Origin of the sequence: Priestia sp. BR_2, from assembly GCF_041954005.1 — a bacterium.
GTDB classification, from domain to species: Bacteria; Bacillota; Bacilli; order Paenibacillales; family Paenibacillaceae; genus Paenibacillus_AQ; species Paenibacillus_AQ lautus_A.
This window is the reverse complement of sequence record NZ_JAVFHM010000193.1, coordinates 48,413-67,734: the sequence shown is the minus strand read 5'-3', so window position 1 is coordinate 67,734 and position 19,322 is coordinate 48,413. Positions and strand designations below refer to the sequence as shown.

Below are 19,322 nucleotides of genomic sequence, written 5' to 3'. Positions count from 1 at the left end.
AATGAATATGATCACAAACCCCGTTCTTCGCGGTTTTCATCCCGATCCGTCCATATGCCGGGCGGGGGAAGATTATTATATCGCCACGTCCACCTTCGAATGGTTCCCGGGCGTACGGATTCACCATTCCCGGGACCTGGTTCATTGGAAGACGATACAATCTCCGCTGACCCGGATATCGCAGCTGCATATGGAAGGCAACATCGATTCCGGAGGAGTATGGGCTCCCTGCCTTAGCTATGACAACGGCGTGTTTTACCTGATTTACACGGATGTCAAAAGCCGGGTCGGCGCTTTTAAAGATACCCATAATTACCTTGTGACGGCAACGGATATCGAAGGCCCGTGGTCCGAGCCGGTGTATTTGAACAGCAGCGGATTCGATCCATCCTTATTCCATGATGAGGACGGACGCAAGTGGCTGGTCAATATGATTTGGGATCACCGTAAGGGAAAAAACCGGTTCTCGGGCATCGTGCTCCAGGAATTTTCCGTTCAGGAACAAAAACTGATCGGGCCAGCCGTCAACATATTCAAAGGCACGGAATTAGGGCTGACGGAAGCGCCGCATCTGTACAAATATAAGGATTTTTTTTATTTAATAACGGCTGAAGGGGGAACCGGTTACGAGCATGCGGTGACGGTAGCACGCTCCCGCATGTTACAGGGACCTTATGAGGTCGATCCTGCCAATCCGATCCTTACTTCATACGGCAGGCCGGATTTAATGCTCCAGAAGGCCGGTCACGGCAGTCTCGTCGAGACGCACACCGGCGAATGGTACTTGGCCCACCTGGTCGGCCGGCCCGTCAAAGGACAATTTTGCACGCTTGGCCGTGAGACGGCGCTGCAGCAGTGCACTTGGAGCGAGGACGGCTGGCTGCGGCTTGCGAGCGGTCACCGATATCCCGAGGTTCAGGTGCCTGCACCGAAAATCAAACCGCATCCTTTTGAACCGGCACCGGAGATGGACCACTTTGATCAACCCATGCTCCGGAGCGATTGGGATACGCTTCGTATTCCGCCGGATCCGACGTGGCTGAGCCTTACGGAACGTCCCGGTTACTTGCGCCTGCGCGGCATGGAGTCGATGAGCTCGACGCACAGGCAGAGCATGGTCGCCCGAAGACTGCAGGCTTTTGCGTGCGAAGCCGAGACTTGTCTGGAGTTTGCACCGGACCATCCGCAGCAAATGGCAGGGCTGATTCTGTATTACGATACGAAAGACTATCTTTATTTACGGGTAACTTATCATGAAGAAAAAGGATTGTGCCTGGGAATCATTCAGTCCAGATACGGGGTTTACGATGAGCTGCTGGAGGATATTCCGCTGAAATCGGTGAACGGAATCCGGTTAAAGGTTGTGGTTGATCATGACCGTGCCTGCTTCTACTATGCGTTTCAGGATGATCCGTCCTGGCACCCGGCAGGCGGATGGTTCGATATCACGCATCTGTCGGATGAATCTCCTGAATATATCCGGTTTACGGGAACCTACATCGGTCTTTGCGTGCAGGATCTTGGCGGGACCCGCAAACACGCTGATTTTGATTATTTTGTATATAAAGAAATGTGAATGGCAAAGGCGGTATCAGACCATTAAGTGCACCCCTTAGAATAGACATTGGAATTCCCTGGCTATTCCGATGATTTCTAGGGGTGCTTTTTATGATGCAAATAAAGAGCAAAATTCAAGCTTTTCAGAAGACTCAAGCAAAAAGCCGTCCGGCTTCATCTGTAGGGAAAGTGAAGCTATCGACAAATTAACGAACTCGGCCACTAGCTAGCCTGGGTGCATTAAGACAACACGATTTCAGCAACGCAGCAGGCGGGAAGGTGCATATCCAAACGGTTGTCCTTAATTGGAATAACCGGCATCTTTTTTATTTCGACTTGCGGGGGACGTCCGAACGCGTTGTGGCTCGTCATGGTCCCAGAAATGTAACGAACTTCGGCAGAGGAAAACGCTTGGCCATCTAACACGCAAAGGAGCTGCTGGGACTCATCTGCGGACAAGTTCACTACTGTCGCGTGAACGCGGCCGTCCGCCCGTTTCGATGCGCTGACGTGCAGAGCCGGCACCTCGGCTTCGGTTGTCCCCGTCAGCTGCGGTTGTATATAGCTTTCGATCCGTGTCGAATCTTGGTGCCCTTTATAGAGATCGAACACATGGTACGTCGGTGTGAGCACCATATCCTCGCCTTCCGTCAGGATGACCGATTGGAGCACATTGACCAGCTGTGCCAGATTGGCCATCTGAACCCGGTCGCTGTGGGCGTTAAATATATTCAGGGACACTCCGGCGACAATGGCGTCTCGCATCGCATTTTGCTGAAACAAGAATGCCGAGTGAGTCCCAGGCTCCGCCTCGTGCCAGGTTCCCCACTCGTCGATAATGATCGACACCTTCCCTTTGGGGTCGTAGCGATCCATGACATGTTTATGCCGGGTAATTAATTCATCCATATACAACGCTCGGCGCAGGGTGCGATAATAGGTCGCCTTGTCGAACTCCAGAGCCGGACCTTTGCGCTCCTCGGGATATTCGTCAGATTTGTAATATCCCGGCATGGTGTAATAATGCAGAGACAATCCATCCATATTGGTGCCCGCTTCGCGCATCAAGGTTTCCGTCCAGGCATAATCGTTGCCGTCGGCACCGCAAGCAACCCTGAAAATCCGATGATTGTCGTAATTGCGAACATAAGTGTTGAATTGCTTGTACACATCGGCATAATATTCCGGCCGCATGTGCCCGCCGCATCCCCAATTCTCATTTCCGATGCCGACATATTCAACCTTCCACGGCTCGTGCCTGCCGTTCTGGCGCCTCCAGTTCGCCATTGGCGAGTCTCCGTCAAAGGTCATGTATTCAATCCATTCGCTCATTTCTCTAGGGGTACCGGAGCCGACGTTGGCGGCGATATAAGCCGAGCAGCCGATCTGCTCGCATAGATCCAAAAACTCGTGGGTGCCGAATGAATTGTCCTCCACGACGCCGCCCCAGCCTGCATTCACGATGCGCTTGCGCTCAGCACCTACGCCGTCTTTCCAATTGTAATATTCAGCGAAGCATCCGCCGGGCCAGCGCAGCACCGGCACCCGGATATGCCGCAATGCCTCGACAACGTCGGTGCGTATCCCGCGGATATTGGGAATGGGGCTGTTTTCGTCGACATAAATGCTGCCATAAATACCTCGTCCCAAATGCTCTGAAAAATGCCCGTAGACATTTTTGTTGATTTTTCCGTACTTCCGCCCTGAATCGATGAACAGTAACGCCATAGCCTTCCTCTCCATTCGGAAAAATTATAATTGCTAGACCTGTGAACTTCCTTGCGATGTTCCATTATAGCGCTTTCATTTTAACGGTTCAACCCGATTTCATGCTCCCGAACGAGGTCGTAAAGAAATGATAAACTTGTTGAAAACTGCGAGCATGGGGTGAGACAAAAGAGTAAACAAATGTTAGAAATGTAACAGCTCGCCTGTATTCATTCCTAATTTTCAGGGTTAAAATGAAACGTGATTCAAGGCAAAAACGATTTCAAGGGGGTTATTAGCATGAAACGAAGGGTTTACCCGAAAGTCGTCCTCATCTTAGCGACAATACTTTTAACAGGATTGATCACCGCATGTAGTTCCGACTCAAACAATCAACAGTCAGCCAATCCTTCAGGAAGCAGTTCAGGCAAATCATCTGAAGGGGGAGCCGTCGCAGCGGAAGGACCGTTCGGCAAATATGAAGAACCGCTTACGATTCGATTTGCCCGCGATGTAGACAACGATATGCAGGATAACATCATACCCAAAACACCTGGCGAAACAGTGGAAGACAACCGCTGGTTGAAAGCGTTCTCGGAAAAACTGGGAATCAACGTAAAATACGATTGGACGGTCAGCGGCGGGGATGCTTATACCCAAAAGGTTAACGTAACGTTAACATCTGGGGATATTCCGGACATGATCCGAGTCACAGCGGCACAAATGAAACAGATGGCTGAAGCAGATATGATCGAGGATATCACACCGTACTGGGACGAATATGCTTCTGACCAAATGAAGGAGCTGTACGCGGTGCAAGGGCCTGCGGTCCTCCAGGCCGCTACGGTTGATGGTAAGATGATGGGCCTTGGTCCGCCGGAGGTATACGGAGACGGCGTATTTATCTGGCTTCGTGCCGACTGGTTAGAGAAACTCGGGCTTTCAGAGCCCAAAACGATGGATGATGTGATTGCAATCAGTAAAGCGTTTACCACGCAGGACCCGGACGGGAACGGGGTCAACGACACCTACGGTCTAGCAATTACGAAGGATCTGTACGGCGGAGCCATGGGGCTGGAAGGTTTTTTTGCCGGCTACCACGCGTACCCGAACATGTGGATCGATGACGGATCGGGAAATCTGGTTTGGGGCAGTACGCTTCCTGAAGTAAAGGAGGGATTGAAAGCGCTGTCTTCAATGTATAAAGCCGGTGAAATCGACAAGGAATTCGGAGTTAAGGACGGCGGCAAGGTGGCTGAGACGATAGCAGCCGGCAAGGTGGGCATGGAGTTCGGGCAACAATGGAATCCGATGTACCCGCTCATCAGCAACTATCAGAACGATCCGGGTGCAGATTGGAAAGGCTACGCCTTGGTTTCGGTGGACGGGGAACCGGTGCTGTCACCGCAGAAATTTGCCGCATCGGAGTTCTGGGTCGTCAGAAAAGGATTTTCCAATCCGGAAGCCCTGGTGAAAATGTTTAATTTGCACATTGAGTTGAACTGGGGAGAAAGCGGAGATTTCGATTATTATTATATGCCCTCCGCCAATGACAGCGTAGGCGTGTGGAAATATTCGCCGGTACAACCCTACCCGCCATTTAAAAACGTGAATGCGTTCCAGGAAATCGAGGAGGCGCGTAAGAATAAAACCTTGGATCAGCTAACCGGCGAGGCACTGTCGATTCAGAAAAATATGGAAGCCTTCAACAATGGAGAAACCACTTTATGGGGATGGCCTAAAATTTATGGGGAAGACGGCGTGTTCCAGCATAGCGTGAAGTACCTGGAGAACGACCATTTCATGCTTGAGGCGTTTGCCGGACCGCCTACCCAAACGATGGCGGAAAAGCAGTCTACACTAAAAGCACTGGAAACCGAGGTATTTGTCAAAATCATTATGGGCGCCACTTCGATTGATGAGTTCGACAAGTTCGTAGAAAACTGGAATACGCTTGGGGGAGCCGATATGACCAAAGAAGTCAATGAGTGGTACGCATCTGTAAAATAAGTACCTAGGACCATGAGAAAGGATGCTGCATTGATCAAGGGCATCCTTTCCCTTCCTCATTCTCATCTTAAGAAACGGGTGATTTATTATGCAAAAAAGAAGCTGGAAAAGGGAATTGCCTCTGCATGTTATGATTTTGCCGGGTTTTCTTTTTTTGCTGGTATTCAATTACCTTCCCATTGGCGGAATCATTATTGCGTTCCAAAAGTTTATACCGGCGAAAGGTTTGTTCGGCGATCAGGACTGGATTGGTCTGCGCAACTTCGAATATGTAATGAGCCTGCCCAACTTCGATAACATCATGTGGAATACGTTTTATATCGCGATGATGAAAGTCATTCTAGGACTGCTTGTGCCCATTGTGATTGCGATTCTATTAAACGAGGTCCGGCATATGGCATTGAAGAGAGGAGTGCAGACGGCGATTTACTTGCCCCATTTTTTATCCTGGGTAGTATTGGGCGGAATCTTTATCGAAATTCTGTCACCGAATGACGGCTTGGTCAACCGGGCGCTTCAATCGTTCGGGATTGAACCGATCTTTTTCCTTGGGGACAATCGGTGGTTCCCAAACACCATGATTTTGACAGACGTATGGAAAGAGTTTGGATACGGAACCATCATCTACCTGGCCGCGCTTACAAGCATCAACCCGAACCTGTACGAAGCGGCGCAAATCGACGGAGCGAGCCGTTGGAGGCAGACGCTTCACGTGACGCTGCCGGGGATGCAGATGGTTATCGTATTGCTTATGGTTCTTAATTTGGGGAATTTGCTGAATGCCGGATTTGACCAGATTTTTAACATGTACAGCCCGATGGTATATGAAAGCGGGGATATTCTCGATACCTTCGTGTACCGCATCGGACTGCTGGATGCGCAATTCGGGGTTGCAACCGCAGTAGGATTATTCAAGTCCGTTATCGCGCTTGTTCTCGTGTCCGTTTCCTATTACATCGCGTATAAAGTTGCGGACTACAGGATTTTCTAAGGAGGGACCGATATGCCTGTAAAAAAGAGGCTGGATTGGTTTGTTGTGTGCAATAGTATATTCTTGATCGCAGTCGGAATGCTGTGTTTGATTCCGATGATACACATCCTGGCCGTGTCATTAAGCTCCAGCGCTGTCGCTGCAACAGGAACCGTAACCTTGTGGCCGAAGGAATTTACGTTGAAATCCTATGAATTTGTCGCACATCGTTCAGCCTTTTGGCAATCGATGCTCGTTTCCTTGGAACGCATCGCATTGGGAGGGACGCTGAATCTCGTTTTGATCGCTACAGTCGCATATCCGCTTTCGAAAGAAAAGGGAGAATTCCGGCTGCGCACCTTTTATTCATGGGCCTTTTTTATTACAATGATATTTGGGGCCGGATTAATTCCGACGTATATGGTTGTCAAGCAGCTCGGGTTGATCGACACGATCTGGGCGCTGGTCTTCCCAACTGCAATTCCTGTATTCAGTGTCATTTTGCTGTTGAATTTTTTTCGAGCAGTGCCAAAGGAACTGAGTGAGGCCGCGTTTATCGATGGTGCCGGACATTGGCGAACGCTGTGGCAGATTTACGTTCCGGTATCCTTGCCGGCTCTTGCGACCATTCTGCTATTTTCACTGGTCACGCACTGGAACAGCTGGTTCGATGGGTTAATCTATATGAACGATCCCAGCCATTACCCGATCCAGAGCTACATTCAGACGATCGTCGTTCAGCGCTCGTTAGCCACGATGACGCCGGAAGAGGCCAAGCTCATGGCGGATATTTCGGATAAGACGCTGCGTTCGGCCCAGATTTTCCTTGGAGCTCTGCCGATCATCTGCGTGTATCCGTTCCTGCAGCGTTTCTTTGTCAAAGGAATTGTACTCGGGAGCGTGAAAGGATAAACACGAAAGGCCGACCTCGTTTCCCGCAATAATAATCGTGAATAAGGGAGGGAGGGCAGATCAAGAACAGCATTTTCGCACGATTGATCGCGTCCTTCTTATTGGCGATCGTCCTAATTATTTTCTTGGGCATCTATTTGTACAATTGGAGCTTGAACACCGTAAAAAATGAAATTATTAATTCTTCGACCGCACAGGTTTCGTTCTACCTTACCAGCCTGGAGGAGGAGATCGAACGCATTAAAATTTTGCAACACGAAAGCTTGACTGATGAATACCTGGGCAAACTCGCGGTACGTTATTCCATCATGGACGAGTATGAAATCATGGAAAGCATGCGAAAGCTCCATCAGCGTCTCGTCACTATTCATAACAGCAGCTCCTACACCTCGAATGTAAGCGCACACATTTTACCGATTCAAAAAACCATTTCCTCCACGGCTACCGTAAGTCCGATCGATATGGACAAATTCGATCAGATTCGCGTTCCGGCGGGGGAAACTGGGGCGCAGCTGGTACAATACAAGAATAATCTTTACATAACCACTCTTCATACCGGAAATGCCGGCTTGCCTCAAAAGTACATGATCGAGATTGAACTGGATACGGCGGCGTTTCAAGAGGCGTTGGGCCAGTTTCATACCTACGACAACAGCGGATCCTTTTTAATTGATCTCACGCACGACATCGTCATTAGCGGCAAAGGTAACGATGCAAATGTACGCTTACAAGATTTGGCGGGAAACTACCATGAACTGAAGAACGGGAACGTCACATACAGCAACATAAACGGTCAGAAAATGTATGTGGTGTCTGTCAAATCGGAATATTTGAATATGCTCTTACTGCGTTATATTCCCCAAGAGCTCATCTTTGTGCCGTTACAGGATTTTTATATCTGGCTGTGGGTATTCACCGGTGCAGGCGCAATGATTATGTTGTTTTACTCTATCTACACCTATAACTTAATTCACAAGCCCATGCGTAAGCTTGTCGGATCGTTCCGACACGTCGAGAGCGGAAATTTTAACGTTTCGATCCACGTAAACAGCAAAAACGAGTTCGGTTATCTTTATCAAGGATTTAATTCCATGGTACAGAACGTATCTGCTTTGATCGAGCAGGTATACAAGCAGAAAATTCTAAACCAGAGAGCGGAGCTAAAGCAATTGCAATCGCAAATTAGTCCTCATTTTTTATATAACAGCTTGTTTTTGATTAACACGATGGCCAAACTAGGGGACGATAATTTAATCCCGTTTACTAAGCTGCTGGGCGATTATTTTCAGTTTATTACAAGAAATGCTTCGGATTTTTTGCCGCTGCGTGAGGAAGTGGAGCACGCACGGACCTATAGCGAGATCCAGTTCATGCGTTTTCCAAGCCGGCTGACGATCCAATTTGAAGATCTTCCGGATGAGGTCAAGGAAATTCAGGTGCCTAGATTGATTCTTCAACCGATTCTTGAAAATGCATTCAAATATGCTGTGGAACAAACCAAAGTCAAAGGCTTGATCACAATGCGCTTTCAGCAGGACGACCACGCATTGCGTATAATCGTAGAGGACAACGGAACGGATCTGTCGGAGTCCAAATTATCCGCGCTCCAAAAGCTCCTTTACGATACGTCCAATATCGAGACCTCAGGTCTGATTAACATTCATCGCCGGCTTCGCTTGATATATGGTGACGAACACGGCCTGATTTTGGAACGAAGCGCAATGGGCGGCTTGAAGGTGACGCTGCAACTTGACCCGAAAGCGAGTGTGTAAGGGATGTACAGACTCCTGATTGTCGATAACGAAGAGATTATAGTGAATCATCTTTATGAAATTTTTCGAGGATTTGACCATTTGGATCTCGATGTCTATAAAGCATATGGGGGAGAAGAAGCCATCGAGTGGCTCAACCGTACAAGAATTGATATCGTGTTGACCGATATCGACATGCCCCACATTGACGGTCTGCAGCTCATGGAGGAGATTTTTCGAAGCTGGCCTCAGTGCAGAGTGATTTTTTTGACAGGGCACAGTGAATTCAGATATGTATACAAAGCGATTCAGTATCAGGATGTCAGCTATATTCTGAAGACCGAGAATATCGACAAAGTGATTCAGGTGGTTGAAGAGACCGTATCAAAAATTCGCCAGGAAATCAAAACGGAAGATCTGATCCGGGAGGCCAAAGAGCAAATAAACATAGCGCTTAATTTGTTTCAAGAAGATTATCTTCTAGGCATGTTAAAAGGCAGTCGCGGGTTACAAGCCAGCCAATCACAGTTCGAAGAATTGTCGATCCCGCTGAATGTTAAGTGGCCGGTTGCCCTGGTCGTGGGCAAGATCGATAAATTCCCCGACTCTACCGGTTATATGCAGAAGATACAGCAAATCTATGCCGTACGTCAAATCATGCATAGGTACTTAGCGACCCGTGTCAATTTTGTGATTGTGCTGGATGATAGTCGCAGATTCGTGATTTTTATTCAGCCTAAGGAGTCGTTGTCCGCTACCGGTACTGAGAATGCGGAGACGATCCTACAGACGTTCAATAAAACTGTGTCGTTCCTTAAAGGAATATTGGAGGTCATCCAGTCGGCATGCCAGGAAAATATCGGACTTCCGATCAGCTTTACAATCGGCAGCCAAGCGGATGGGTGGGAATCGGTTTCCAATAAGTATCACTCGCTTCACCACTTGCTCAATTACCGGATCGGACTCGAAAATACAGTTCTTCTGATCGACGATGTGGTTAGTCATGATGAACCCGATGAGGCAGGCAATGTTCAGGGTTTGAAGGAAGAGGATCTCGAAGGAGAAAGGCTTGCGCGGGTGCTTAAGTCCAACGATCTTTCGCTTATCGAGCAATATCTGGAGGCAGGACAAAGGAGTAAGTATTTTGAAGCCTTGGAGCTGCTTCTTGGTCCTATCAGAGACGTTCGCACAAAAAATAATGCTTTTGCCCAGGAAATTTATTACACTGTCTCCCTGTATTTGATGTCCTATATCAATCGATGGGCACTCAATGAGAAGATTGAAGCTCAGTTGGGTCAAAACAGACTGATGCGGATCGATTTTTTTGACAGTTGGAGCGAAGCTTCCTTATATTTGACGGAGTTATCGTCTGTGTTGTTCGACTTGCAAAAAGTAGAGCAGAAAAAACGCGCGGATCATATCATCGATTTTTTGCAGGAATTCATTCGGAATCATTTGGATGAAGACCTGTCGTTGGTGCGATTGGCGGAACAAGTATATTTGAATCCGTCATATTTATCCCGTATCTACAAACAGGAAACCGGAAACAATCTGACGGAGTTTATCGACTCCTCCCGTCTTATGCAAGCGAAGCGTTTACTTCATAGCGAGAATCTCCGAATCGGTGAAGTTGCCCGCCGTGTGGGCTACGAAACCGCAACCTCTTTTACTCGTTTTTTCAAAAAGGCTACCGGCTGTTCACCGCAGGAATACAAGGAAAAGCATATGATCCAAAAGCCATAGCCGGCATGCCAGCGCTGATTCGAAACATGCCGATTCTTATTCTTGACGAGGGCACCTCGGCTGTGGATGCAGACTGCTATCAAATTGAAACGACATAATGCCCTACATGCTTTCAACTACAAGATCAGAGTTCCCGGATACTATCGATGTGGCTCGCTGAATGAATCGTCACAATACCCCTGAAATGTCATCGAGAAATCAGGATCATAAGAATAATTTTGAGATGATAGAAGAGGGAACAGAAGCTAGCTTACTCGACAACCATGAGAAATTACTATTTTGTCGGGCACAAGAACATAATCCCATTAAAAGTCGCTAATTTAGCGACTTTTTTTTCGGTACAAGTTCTTGGCCCAAGCCAAAGACAAGAACATTGTCCGGTTGCCGATTAGATAAGTTTCTAACTACGGATTCCATGCAAATTCATTATGCTAATGGGCAGGAAAGCGGGGCGCTATGCCGAATACCTAGTTTTAAGTTGATTTTCCTGTAAGGTAATGGTAAATCAACACAAAGGTGCGATAGCCTCTGTTTGTGAAAGTTTATGAGTACCGTTTGGACGGAAGTGAGGAGTATTTGGATAATCAGGTAAACCAATGATCAAATAGATTCAGGACAAAAACCAGCATATGAAATAGGAGCGTACATATGGGAGATAAACTGAACTGGGCCGGGAATTATCGCTACTGTTCGATGGAGTTGCTTGAGCCTAAAAGTCTAGATGAAGTTAAGGACCTAGTTGTTAGCCGCACAAGCATACGCGTGCTTGGCTCGCGCCACTCTTTTAACGGGATTGCCGACACCGGGGGCAGCCATCTTTCGCTTCGAAAGATGAATCGGGTAATCGATCTCGACCGTGTACAGGGAACTGTAACCGTCGAGGGTGGCATTCGGTATGGCGATCTGTGCCGCTATTTAAATGATCATGGCTATGCGTTGCATAATTTAGCATCGCTGCCGCACATAAGCGTGGCTGGCGCCGTGGCGACAGCCACGCACGGCTCGGGTGATCTGAATGCAAGCCTGGCGTCTTCTGTACGTGCTATCGAGCTAATGAAATCGGATGGAGAAGTTACGGTACTCACGCGCGGGATAGACCCCGACTTCGATGGGGCGGTTGTCGGACTCGGCGGACTTGGAGTCGTCACAAAGCTTAAACTGGATTTAGTACCCTCGTTCCAGGTAAGTCAGATCGTATATGATCGTCTTCCTTTTTCTGCACTGGATCACGGCATAGACGAAATTTTTTCTTCCGCATACAGTGTCAGCTTGTTTACGGATTGGGCAGAGCCCATATTCAATCAAGTGTGGGTAAAACGAAAGGTGGGAATAAACGGGGAGGATGAGATATCTCCCGATTTCTTCGGGGCTTTGCCAGCTCCGGAAAAACGGCATATGGTAACTGGCCAATCTGTGGTGAACTGTAGCGAGCAGATGGGCGCTCCTGGACCATGGTATGAACGGTTGCCTCATTTCCGCATGGAATTTACCCCCAGCGCGGGCAACGAACTGCAAAGTGAATATTTCGTTCCGAGGCGTCATGCGGTCGAGGCAATGCGTGCGCTAGGAAAACTGCGTGATAGAATTGCGCCTCTGCTCTTTATCTCCGAGATTCGAACAATTGCATCGGATACCTTCTGGATGAGCCCATGCTACCGGCAAGACAGTGTTGGTTTTCATTTTACATGGAAGCCGGACTGGGAGCGCGTGCGCCAATTACTTCCGCTTGTAGAACGTGAACTCGAACCGTTTGGAGCACGCCCACATTGGGCGAAACTGTTTACGATGGAGTCGGAAATGATACAAGCTCGGTATGAGCGGTTAGCGGATTTCCGTCAGCTGCTACTTCGATACGATCCAATAGGGAAGTTTCGAAATACGTTTCTGGATCATTACATTATGCATAGATGTTAAGGATTAATCACCATTTTAGAAAAAGTGATGTAATGGAATGAAACAAAAATGTTAATTTGTTGCATTCGCTAAGACCTCCAACACTGAAATATAGGGTTGGGGGTTTTTAGATGGTAACATAATATATATTCCGTTAACTTCTTCAATAGTTAAGGAAAGAGGAAACGTATGGATATACAAAGTATCTCAGAAATGATAGATACAGATTGGCTTCGTACCCTATCAAACAACGATCTTCACTCTGAAAAAGGAATCACTTTTAAGATAGTAAAGTATACGAACTAACTTGGGACTGTCTCGTTGAAGTTTATCTGATATTGGGAATCAAAGAGGGGGATGAAAATTTGTTTTGATGAACTAGAAGTAGACTTGGAAAATAGACTGGAACGTAACAGAAATCCTCAATGACTAACACACAAACCTACTTAATAAGTTAACGGGCAAAATTGTTTAATTTACTATCCTCCATTTTACTATCCTCCATTTTACTAAAGTTGTATTCGGTCTGGCCCAGACTGTTCATATCAGCAATCTATGAGAAACATGGCCTGCTTTTGGATGATAAAATGTAGGCATAAGGAGGTTGCATATGGGACGTATAATCCTGATGATGAATGTGACACTGGACGGTTGCTGTGACCACAAGCAGGTAATTGCGGATGAGGATCTCCACCAGTATACGATGGACTTGATGGACGAGTCTGATGGTCTGCTTTTCGGACGTAAAATCTACCAGTTGATGGAAAGTGCTTGGCCATCCATTGCCAGCAGCGGCGACGGACCTCAGTTCTTGGTCGACTTCGCGCGGAAGCTCGATCGGAAACCCAAGTACGTCTTTTCGCGGACGCTGGATCACGTGTCGTGGCAGAACTCTTTCTTGTTGAAGGGGCCTGTTTCCGAGGAGATGCCGCGACTTATGGCAGAAGGGAAGAACCTAGTCGTTAACGGCGGTCCCGGACTCGGGTCCACCCTGGCACAACTAGGCTTAGTGGATGAGTATCACTTTCTGGTGCAGCCCATCGTTGCCGGACATGGCCCCCAATTATTGGGGGGAGTTCGTGATCGACTGAATCTGAAGCTGACCGAGACCAAGCCTTTCGGCTCCGGCGTCGTCGTGCTCCACTACACGCCCGTTCGATAATACTGCCTGGCTGATCACCGCGGCTTGGCACTGCTATACGAGCCATAATACATTTGTCGGCTGCTTCGTTTATATCACAAGGATTGCAAATTCAGAAGTCATACTTGGTCTGGCTGGAAACTGAAAATTGGAGGGCGTTATGGAAATGGCTAAACTGATCTATGCAGCCAACGTTTCTTTGGACGGTTACATTGAGGACGAACACGGCAATATCGAGTGGACGATCTCCGATGACGAGGTATTTGCGTTCTGGACTGACTTCGAGCGGCCGATTGGCACCTACCTATACGGGCGCCGATTGTACGAGTCGATGGTGTACTGGGAGACGGCGAGCGCCAAGCCCAGTGATCAACCAGAGGTAATACGGGAATTCGCACAGATTTGGCGAGCAGCTAAGAAGATCGTGTTCTCCCGGACACTTCTGGCGGTTTCAAGCGCCAGGACCAGGATCGAGCGCGAATTCGATCCTGAAGCGATCCGGAGGCTGAAGGAGTCTTCAGGAGCCGATATCACGATTGGCGGCCCCGAGCTTGCTGGGGAGGCGATGAGAGCGGGACTGATCGAAGAGTGTCATCTGCTTCTTAATCCGATCGTCTTGGGTGGAGGTAAACGAGCATTGCCGGACAACCTCAGCATGCGGCTCGAGCTGCTCGGTGTGCGCCACTTCCCAAGCGGCGTTGTTCATCTTCACTACCGCATGATTGTCTGACAATGGCGCTAGATTGAATACAAGAGATGTCATGTTATCAGATACCGGTATGGCGATAGGCTGATATAAACAAAGTCGCACAATGTGCGGCTTTTTATTGTGCATAAAATAATCAATAAGCATCACGTTGGCAGGAACGATCACAAACCCACGATGACCTTGTTACTCGTAATCATGCCTATCGTGCACGATGTCACGCATGACGAAGACCCTGCCTTCATAATTCAGGTGGGGTCTCTTCATATGGTCTCTTCATATGAATTAATATATAGGCGTACCCCCACTGAGCTTATTGATCAATGGTCTCCAAAACAACAGCCTTATCAAATCTTCTCTTTCGCAAGTTTAGCGTAATAAAATAAATGGTATCCGTGGGCTGCTGTACGTATCGCGTTTCTCCGATGCGGCATTAGACTATATCAGGACTTCAGGGCGAATGCCTTGAACTTACAAATGTCTAGTCTTCAGTAGGAGGATATATCTGTGCCGCTCAAAAAATATGTTACCCCGTTGGCCATTCCCCCGATTCTAATGCCGAAGCTCAGCCGAGCCAAGGGTACTTATTACGAAGTGAAAATGAAGCAGGTCAAGCAAAAGCAGTTCCGGAATCTGCTACGCTTTTAAGGAGGAATTCGGTTGAGCATGAGTAGAAATGAACGTATTTGCGGAAGGTTTGCCAAAATCATTGGAGGAACCCCCGGATTTGCAGGCGGAAAATGCGTCGCAACCATTTCGCGCAATCGAGTAAAGGCAACGATTTTAAAGAAAAGGTTTATGTTAACCTCATCATTCTCGTTTGAATCGTTAAATGCTGTGACTAGTAGAGCGTTGTGTTTGGGAAGAGTTGCCCTGTTGCAAAAGGAAACGGATCGGTTTATCGCAAGCCTTCTTAAACAGGGCATCATCGTTTCGTCCATTCATAACGAATGGCTGTTCGAGCGCCCCAGATTGATCTATGTCAACATCGAAGCGGTACAAAAGCCGCTCATTTTCGCCAGAAAAGTCAGAAGAGCGCTTGACTTGCTGTAACCACTAGGCTCGCCTCCGCTTGGTCAGTTTAGCCGTGGTGGCTACTAGATATAACAAAAATCCAACTACACCGAAGCGCGTGGTACCGCTTTTTAGTTGTTCTAGAAGGGGGAAGAGCAAGTAAAGCCACCTGCAATGCAAGCGGCTTCGCTCTACCAGTTCAGGACAGAAGACCGAAAGTTGAAGGATCATCTGTCCCAGTTTTGTACCCGTCTCACATACACTGCCTCATGTGGCCTTGCAAGCAATAAAAATGATTTGAAACGTTGATGAACAAAGGGATGAAACGGATATACAGGCAAATGAGGAATTTAAAATGGAAGAAGGACTGGAAGACATTACTCAATAAAATCGTACAGCCCCTTCATCCGAATCGGCCGCTAAGCATCCCCGTCTCCCTAAGCGAAAGAGACGATGCGTGGTGTCTGACAACGGTCAAGGCATACCACTGCCGCAACAGGAAGAATATCTTCGAGCGGTTCATCCGCGGCGAGAACAAGAAGCATGCCGTTCGCGGCCAGGCCTTGGCCATACGTTCGCAGGCAGTTGGCTCAAGCTCAAGGCAGGCTGCTAACGGTTAGGGAAAGCTCGGAACAATGAAGTGTATTTGTCCTGTCGCTTCCTACTATTGAATAGAGGGGATTGTTGCAGGCATTAGACCCGGTTCGTTTTCCGGTATGCGGAAGGACTGACTTTCATCAGCTTCGTGAACACGCGGCTGAGGTAGAAGCCATTGTTGAAGCCGCAAGCTAATGCGATCTGCTCTAAATTCAGATGGGTATCGACGAGCAAGGACTTTGCTTGCTCCAGCCTAATATGGCTTAAATAGCGCGAAGGAGTCATCCCCACGCTTCGTGTGAATCTGCGGGTGAGCTGAACGGGACTGATGCCCAGCTCGTCCGCTAGCAGCAGCATGCTCATGTCCTTATAGGCGTTTTGCTGGATATAGAGCCGCGCCTGCTCCATCAGAGGATCGGCAGGTTCTTTGTCTACGCCAACCACGCCGGCCGCTATCGACTGCAAACAAAAGAGCCAAATATCGTTCAGCGCATGGTTTTGCCAATAGCTACGCTGATCGATCTCCGCGGCAGCTTCGTCCTGCCTCTTGAAATATTTCAAATTATCGGCAAACCTCTCCTTATGCGCGACTGTGGGCTTGTAGGCAGAAGCCGCTAAACGATGATGGACGTCCTGCTCTGCCTCTTGCCCTGCAACCGCCTCTCCCGATATAGAGCCTAACGAAAATCCGATGAAATGAAAGGACGGCGCATGGATAACGTCGCGATGAAAATCGACGCCCGGAGGGCAAACGATGACGTCGCCCATCTGCGCCACTCCCTCGCTGTCGCCGATCCCATAACGGAAGCTGCCGCCCTCCACAGCAAATAGAACCCAATGTCTGTAGGTGTCCACGCTGTATTGAAATTTCTTCTTATGATTCCAAAAGACATGATGCATTAGGCTAGGATATAGGATGGGGCTTCGATTCAACATCATCACCGCAATCAGCTCCAGAATGAAATAAAGTATATGCCAATATGATAGCGCAGTGCATGTTAAATAACGACCCCCTCGATTAAGATGATAGTAATTCTAGACTTGGGGGGATTCGATTGAAGTTTGAATTCGTAAAATCCGACATTACCGTTATTGGCGGAGGATTGGCCGGCGTATGCGCTGCCGTTGCAGCCGCACGTCTCGGCCAAACCGTGTCGCTCGTGAACAACAGACCCGTACTCGGAGGTAATTCAAGCAGCGAGGTACGGGTGTGGGTATGCGGCGCTACGGCGCATGGCACGCAGCGTTACGCGAGAGAAACCGGCATCATGGGAGAAATGTTCGTCGAGAATCAATACCGGAACCCGGATGGAAATCCGTATTTATGGGATCTCGTAGTACTCGAGACGGTCCGAGCTGAGCCGAACATTGCTTTGTTTCTCAATACGGATGTGCACGAGGTCGAAGCGGAGGGCGCGGAGGAGGAGCGCACCATTAAGTCGGTCACGGGCTGGATGATGGGCTCCGAGCGGAAAATCCGGTTTGAAAGCGATATGTACATAGATTGTACAGGAGATGGCCTTGCGGGTTTCCTGGCAGGCGCTAAATACCGGATCGGCCGCGAGGCAGCAGAGGAATACAACGAGGACTGGGCTCCGGAGACGGCGGACGATATTACGCTTGGCAGCACGCTCCTGTTCTATACGAAGGAGGCCGATCGGCCGGTCAAATACATTCCGCCGAGCTTTGCGAAGGACATTACCCAAACGGCGATCCCGATGAAGCGGGTCATTCGCAGCGGCGACTCAGGCTGCCACTATTGGTGGATCGAATGGGGCGGCGAGCTGGATACGGTGCATGATAATGAACGAATACGCGATGAGCTCTGGTCGGTCATTTACGGGGTATGGGATTATATCAAAAACTCCGGCAATTTCGATGCCGATCGCATGACGCTGGAATGGGTCGGATCGCTCCCTGGCAAACGGGAGTATCGCCGATTCACGGGAGATTATATGTTGAACCAAAACGATATTATCGCGCAGGAGCCCTTCACTGATCGCATCGCCTTCGGAGGCTGGTCGATAGATCTTCATCCGCCGCAAGGCATGTATTCGACAGAGAGCGGTTCAAAGCATTTATTTTCGGACGGCATCTATCATATTCCATTTCGGTGTCTGTACTCCAGCAACGTCAGCAATCTGATGTTCGCAGGCCGCGATATCAGCGCAACTCACGTCGCATTCGGTACCACGAGGGTAATGGCAACCTGTGCGGTCATCGGCGAAGCAGCCGGAAGCGGTGCCGCACTGTGCGTGCAGAAAGGGATATCGCCGCGTGCGCTGCACCGTGACCATATGAACGACCTGCAGCAGACGATGCTCAGGCAGGATGCGTCGATTATCGGGATCGCGGCAGACGACCCTAACGATCACGCCAAGTCGGCCCGTATTACGGCATCCAGCACAATGACCAAAGTTTCGCTGACGGACTCAACCTATACGCACCCGTTGGATAAAGAACTGGGCATCCTGTTTCCAGTGAATCCCTCGCTTGAATCGGTGAAGCTGCTGATCGATGCGGCAAAGGCTGCTACTCTTGAAGTGGAGCTGTGGCATACGGATAAAGGTGAAAACTACGTGCCAAAGCAGATGGTAGCTGAAGCATCGGTGTCAGTAGCCGAAGGTACCAGGCAATGGGTTAAGCTGGACTTATTTTGGCAGCCCGATGCAGCCTGTAATGCATTCCTTATTATTAAGGCGAACGAAGCGATTCAGCTGCACGGATCGGATTGTCCGATGACCGGCGTGCTGTGCTTTGAGAAGGGGCCAAAGCCGATCGTCTCTACGCTTTTAGAGGATCGTCAACCGGATCAGCCGGTCGTACAGTGGAGCATGCGCCGTTGGAACCGCAAGCCGCTGTGTCTGCAGGTTACGCCTAATACGGAAGCGTACGCTGCCGCAGCGGTGACGGACGGGTATATTCGGCCGTTTGCCGGTCCGCATTTATGGATGTCCGAGCCGATGTCTCCAGGCAAACCGGAATGGCTGCAGCTGGAGTGGGCTGAAGTGCAATCGATCGCCGAGATCCACGTCACCTTTAACGACGACGTTAATGAAGATTTAATCAATTTGCACCATCATCGCACGGCTTTCGAAGCGATTCCCGAGCTCGTCCGAGCTTATCGGATAGAGGCGCTCATCGGTGAGGAGTGGGTTACACTGGCTGAAGAGAAGCACAACCATAAGCGCAAAAAAGTGCATAAGCTCAGCCGTTCCATCTCGTCACATACGATTAGACTATGGATCGACGAAACGAACGGAGGACCACGCGCGGAGGTTGCCGAAATAAGAGTTTATGCTCTATAATGGAATAAAATAA

General features: G+C 48.9%; 15 protein-coding genes. 13 read left to right on the top strand and 2 right to left on the bottom strand.

Annotation, left to right across the window (positions count from 1 at the left end):
- Position 1 precedes the first annotated feature (1 nt).
- Positions 2 to 1,576, top strand: coding sequence for a glycoside hydrolase family 43 protein (locus RB298_RS13690; RefSeq protein WP_486047353.1), 1,575 nt, complete (start codon positions 2 to 4; stop codon positions 1,574 to 1,576).
- A 221-nt stretch (positions 1,577 to 1,797) separates the two neighbouring features.
- On the opposite strand, the gene RB298_RS13685 is transcribed toward RB298_RS13690, so the two are convergent.
- The gene (locus tag RB298_RS13685) at positions 1,798 to 3,285 is read right to left on the bottom strand and encodes an alpha-N-arabinofuranosidase (protein ID WP_486047352.1); all 1,488 of its coding nucleotides are present in this window, start codon (positions 3,283 to 3,285) and stop codon (positions 1,798 to 1,800) included.
- A gap of 279 nt (positions 3,286 to 3,564) precedes the next feature.
- Between RB298_RS13685 and RB298_RS13680 the strand changes: the two genes are divergently transcribed.
- The 11 genes from RB298_RS13680 to RB298_RS13630 all read left to right on the top strand — a co-directional run bounded on the left by RB298_RS13680 (position 3,565) and on the right by RB298_RS13630 (position 16,024).
- Positions 3,565 to 5,274, top strand: coding sequence for an extracellular solute-binding protein (locus RB298_RS13680; RefSeq protein ID WP_486047351.1), 1,710 nt, complete (start codon positions 3,565 to 3,567; stop codon positions 5,272 to 5,274).
- Positions 5,275 to 5,362: 88 nt separating this feature from the next.
- Positions 5,363 to 6,265, top strand: coding sequence for an ABC transporter permease (locus RB298_RS13675; protein ID WP_486047350.1), 903 nt, complete (start codon positions 5,363 to 5,365; stop codon positions 6,263 to 6,265).
- 12 nt (positions 6,266 to 6,277) lie between these two features.
- Entirely contained in the window at positions 6,278 to 7,156 is an 879-nt protein-coding gene (locus tag RB298_RS13670; protein WP_015735497.1) for a carbohydrate ABC transporter permease, read from the top strand.
- Between the two features lie 152 nt (positions 7,157 to 7,308).
- Positions 7,309 to 8,928: a sensor histidine kinase gene (locus RB298_RS13665; RefSeq protein WP_228468915.1), complete on the top strand. Its 1,620-nt coding sequence runs from the start codon at positions 7,309 to 7,311 to the stop codon at positions 8,926 to 8,928.
- 3 nt (positions 8,929 to 8,931) lie between these two features.
- On the top strand, positions 8,932 to 10,650 hold the full coding sequence (locus RB298_RS13660) for a response regulator transcription factor (RefSeq protein ID WP_486047349.1): 1,719 nt from the start codon (positions 8,932 to 8,934) through the stop codon (positions 10,648 to 10,650).
- 648 nt (positions 10,651 to 11,298) lie between these two features.
- On the top strand, positions 11,299 to 12,564 hold the full coding sequence (locus RB298_RS13655; protein ID WP_486047348.1) for an FAD-binding protein: 1,266 nt from the start codon (positions 11,299 to 11,301) through the stop codon (positions 12,562 to 12,564).
- Positions 12,565 to 13,153: 589 nt separating this feature from the next.
- Positions 13,154 to 13,705: a dihydrofolate reductase family protein gene (locus tag RB298_RS13650; protein ID WP_486047347.1), complete on the top strand. Its 552-nt coding sequence runs from the start codon at positions 13,154 to 13,156 to the stop codon at positions 13,703 to 13,705.
- 145 nt (positions 13,706 to 13,850) lie between these two features.
- Positions 13,851 to 14,414: a dihydrofolate reductase family protein gene (locus tag RB298_RS13645; RefSeq protein WP_486047346.1), complete on the top strand. Its 564-nt coding sequence runs from the start codon at positions 13,851 to 13,853 to the stop codon at positions 14,412 to 14,414.
- Positions 14,415 to 14,897: 483 nt separating this feature from the next.
- Positions 14,898 to 15,038: a hypothetical protein gene (locus RB298_RS13640; protein WP_486047345.1), complete on the top strand. Its 141-nt coding sequence runs from the start codon at positions 14,898 to 14,900 to the stop codon at positions 15,036 to 15,038.
- 18 nt (positions 15,039 to 15,056) lie between these two features.
- Positions 15,057 to 15,443, top strand: a complete 387-nt coding sequence (locus RB298_RS13635) for a DUF1259 domain-containing protein (protein ID WP_486047344.1) — start codon at positions 15,057 to 15,059, stop codon at positions 15,441 to 15,443.
- 302 nt (positions 15,444 to 15,745) lie between these two features.
- Positions 15,746 to 16,024, top strand: a complete 279-nt coding sequence (locus RB298_RS13630) for a hypothetical protein (RefSeq protein WP_486047343.1) — start codon at positions 15,746 to 15,748, stop codon at positions 16,022 to 16,024.
- A 73-nt stretch (positions 16,025 to 16,097) separates the two neighbouring features.
- On the opposite strand, the gene RB298_RS13625 is transcribed toward RB298_RS13630, so the two are convergent.
- Positions 16,098 to 16,940, bottom strand: a complete 843-nt coding sequence (locus RB298_RS13625; RefSeq protein ID WP_486047432.1) for a helix-turn-helix domain-containing protein — start codon at positions 16,938 to 16,940, stop codon at positions 16,098 to 16,100.
- Positions 16,941 to 17,056: 116 nt separating this feature from the next.
- Between RB298_RS13625 and RB298_RS13620 the strand changes: the two genes are divergently transcribed.
- Positions 17,057 to 19,309, top strand: coding sequence for an FAD-dependent oxidoreductase (locus tag RB298_RS13620; protein ID WP_486047342.1), 2,253 nt, complete (start codon positions 17,057 to 17,059; stop codon positions 19,307 to 19,309).
- Positions 19,310 to 19,322 lie beyond the last annotated feature (13 nt).

Excerpts from the sequence above, each read along its gene's own strand:
- RB298_RS13625 (WP_486047432.1), bottom strand. The coding sequence starts at position 16,940 with ATGATGTTGAATCGAAGCCCCATCCTATATCCTAGCCTAATGCATCAT.
- RB298_RS13690 (WP_486047353.1), top strand. The coding sequence starts at position 2 with ATGAATATGATCACAAACCCCGTTCTTCGCGGTTTTCATCCCGATCCG.
- RB298_RS13635 (WP_486047344.1), top strand. The coding sequence starts at position 15,057 with ATGAGTAGAAATGAACGTATTTGCGGAAGGTTTGCCAAAATCATTGGA.
- RB298_RS13660 (WP_486047349.1), top strand. The coding sequence starts at position 8,932 with ATGTACAGACTCCTGATTGTCGATAACGAAGAGATTATAGTGAATCAT.
- RB298_RS13645 (WP_486047346.1), top strand. The coding sequence starts at position 13,851 with ATGGCTAAACTGATCTATGCAGCCAACGTTTCTTTGGACGGTTACATT.
- RB298_RS13655 (WP_486047348.1), top strand. The coding sequence starts at position 11,299 with ATGGGAGATAAACTGAACTGGGCCGGGAATTATCGCTACTGTTCGATG.
- RB298_RS13680 (WP_486047351.1), top strand. The coding sequence starts at position 3,565 with ATGAAACGAAGGGTTTACCCGAAAGTCGTCCTCATCTTAGCGACAATA.
- RB298_RS13650 (WP_486047347.1), top strand. The coding sequence starts at position 13,154 with ATGGGACGTATAATCCTGATGATGAATGTGACACTGGACGGTTGCTGT.
- RB298_RS13685 (WP_486047352.1), bottom strand. The coding sequence starts at position 3,285 with ATGGCGTTACTGTTCATCGATTCAGGGCGGAAGTACGGAAAAATCAAC.
- RB298_RS13630 (WP_486047343.1), top strand. The coding sequence starts at position 15,746 with ATGAGGAATTTAAAATGGAAGAAGGACTGGAAGACATTACTCAATAAA.
- RB298_RS13670 (WP_015735497.1), top strand. The coding sequence starts at position 6,278 with ATGCCTGTAAAAAAGAGGCTGGATTGGTTTGTTGTGTGCAATAGTATA.
- RB298_RS13675 (WP_486047350.1), top strand. The coding sequence starts at position 5,363 with ATGCAAAAAAGAAGCTGGAAAAGGGAATTGCCTCTGCATGTTATGATT.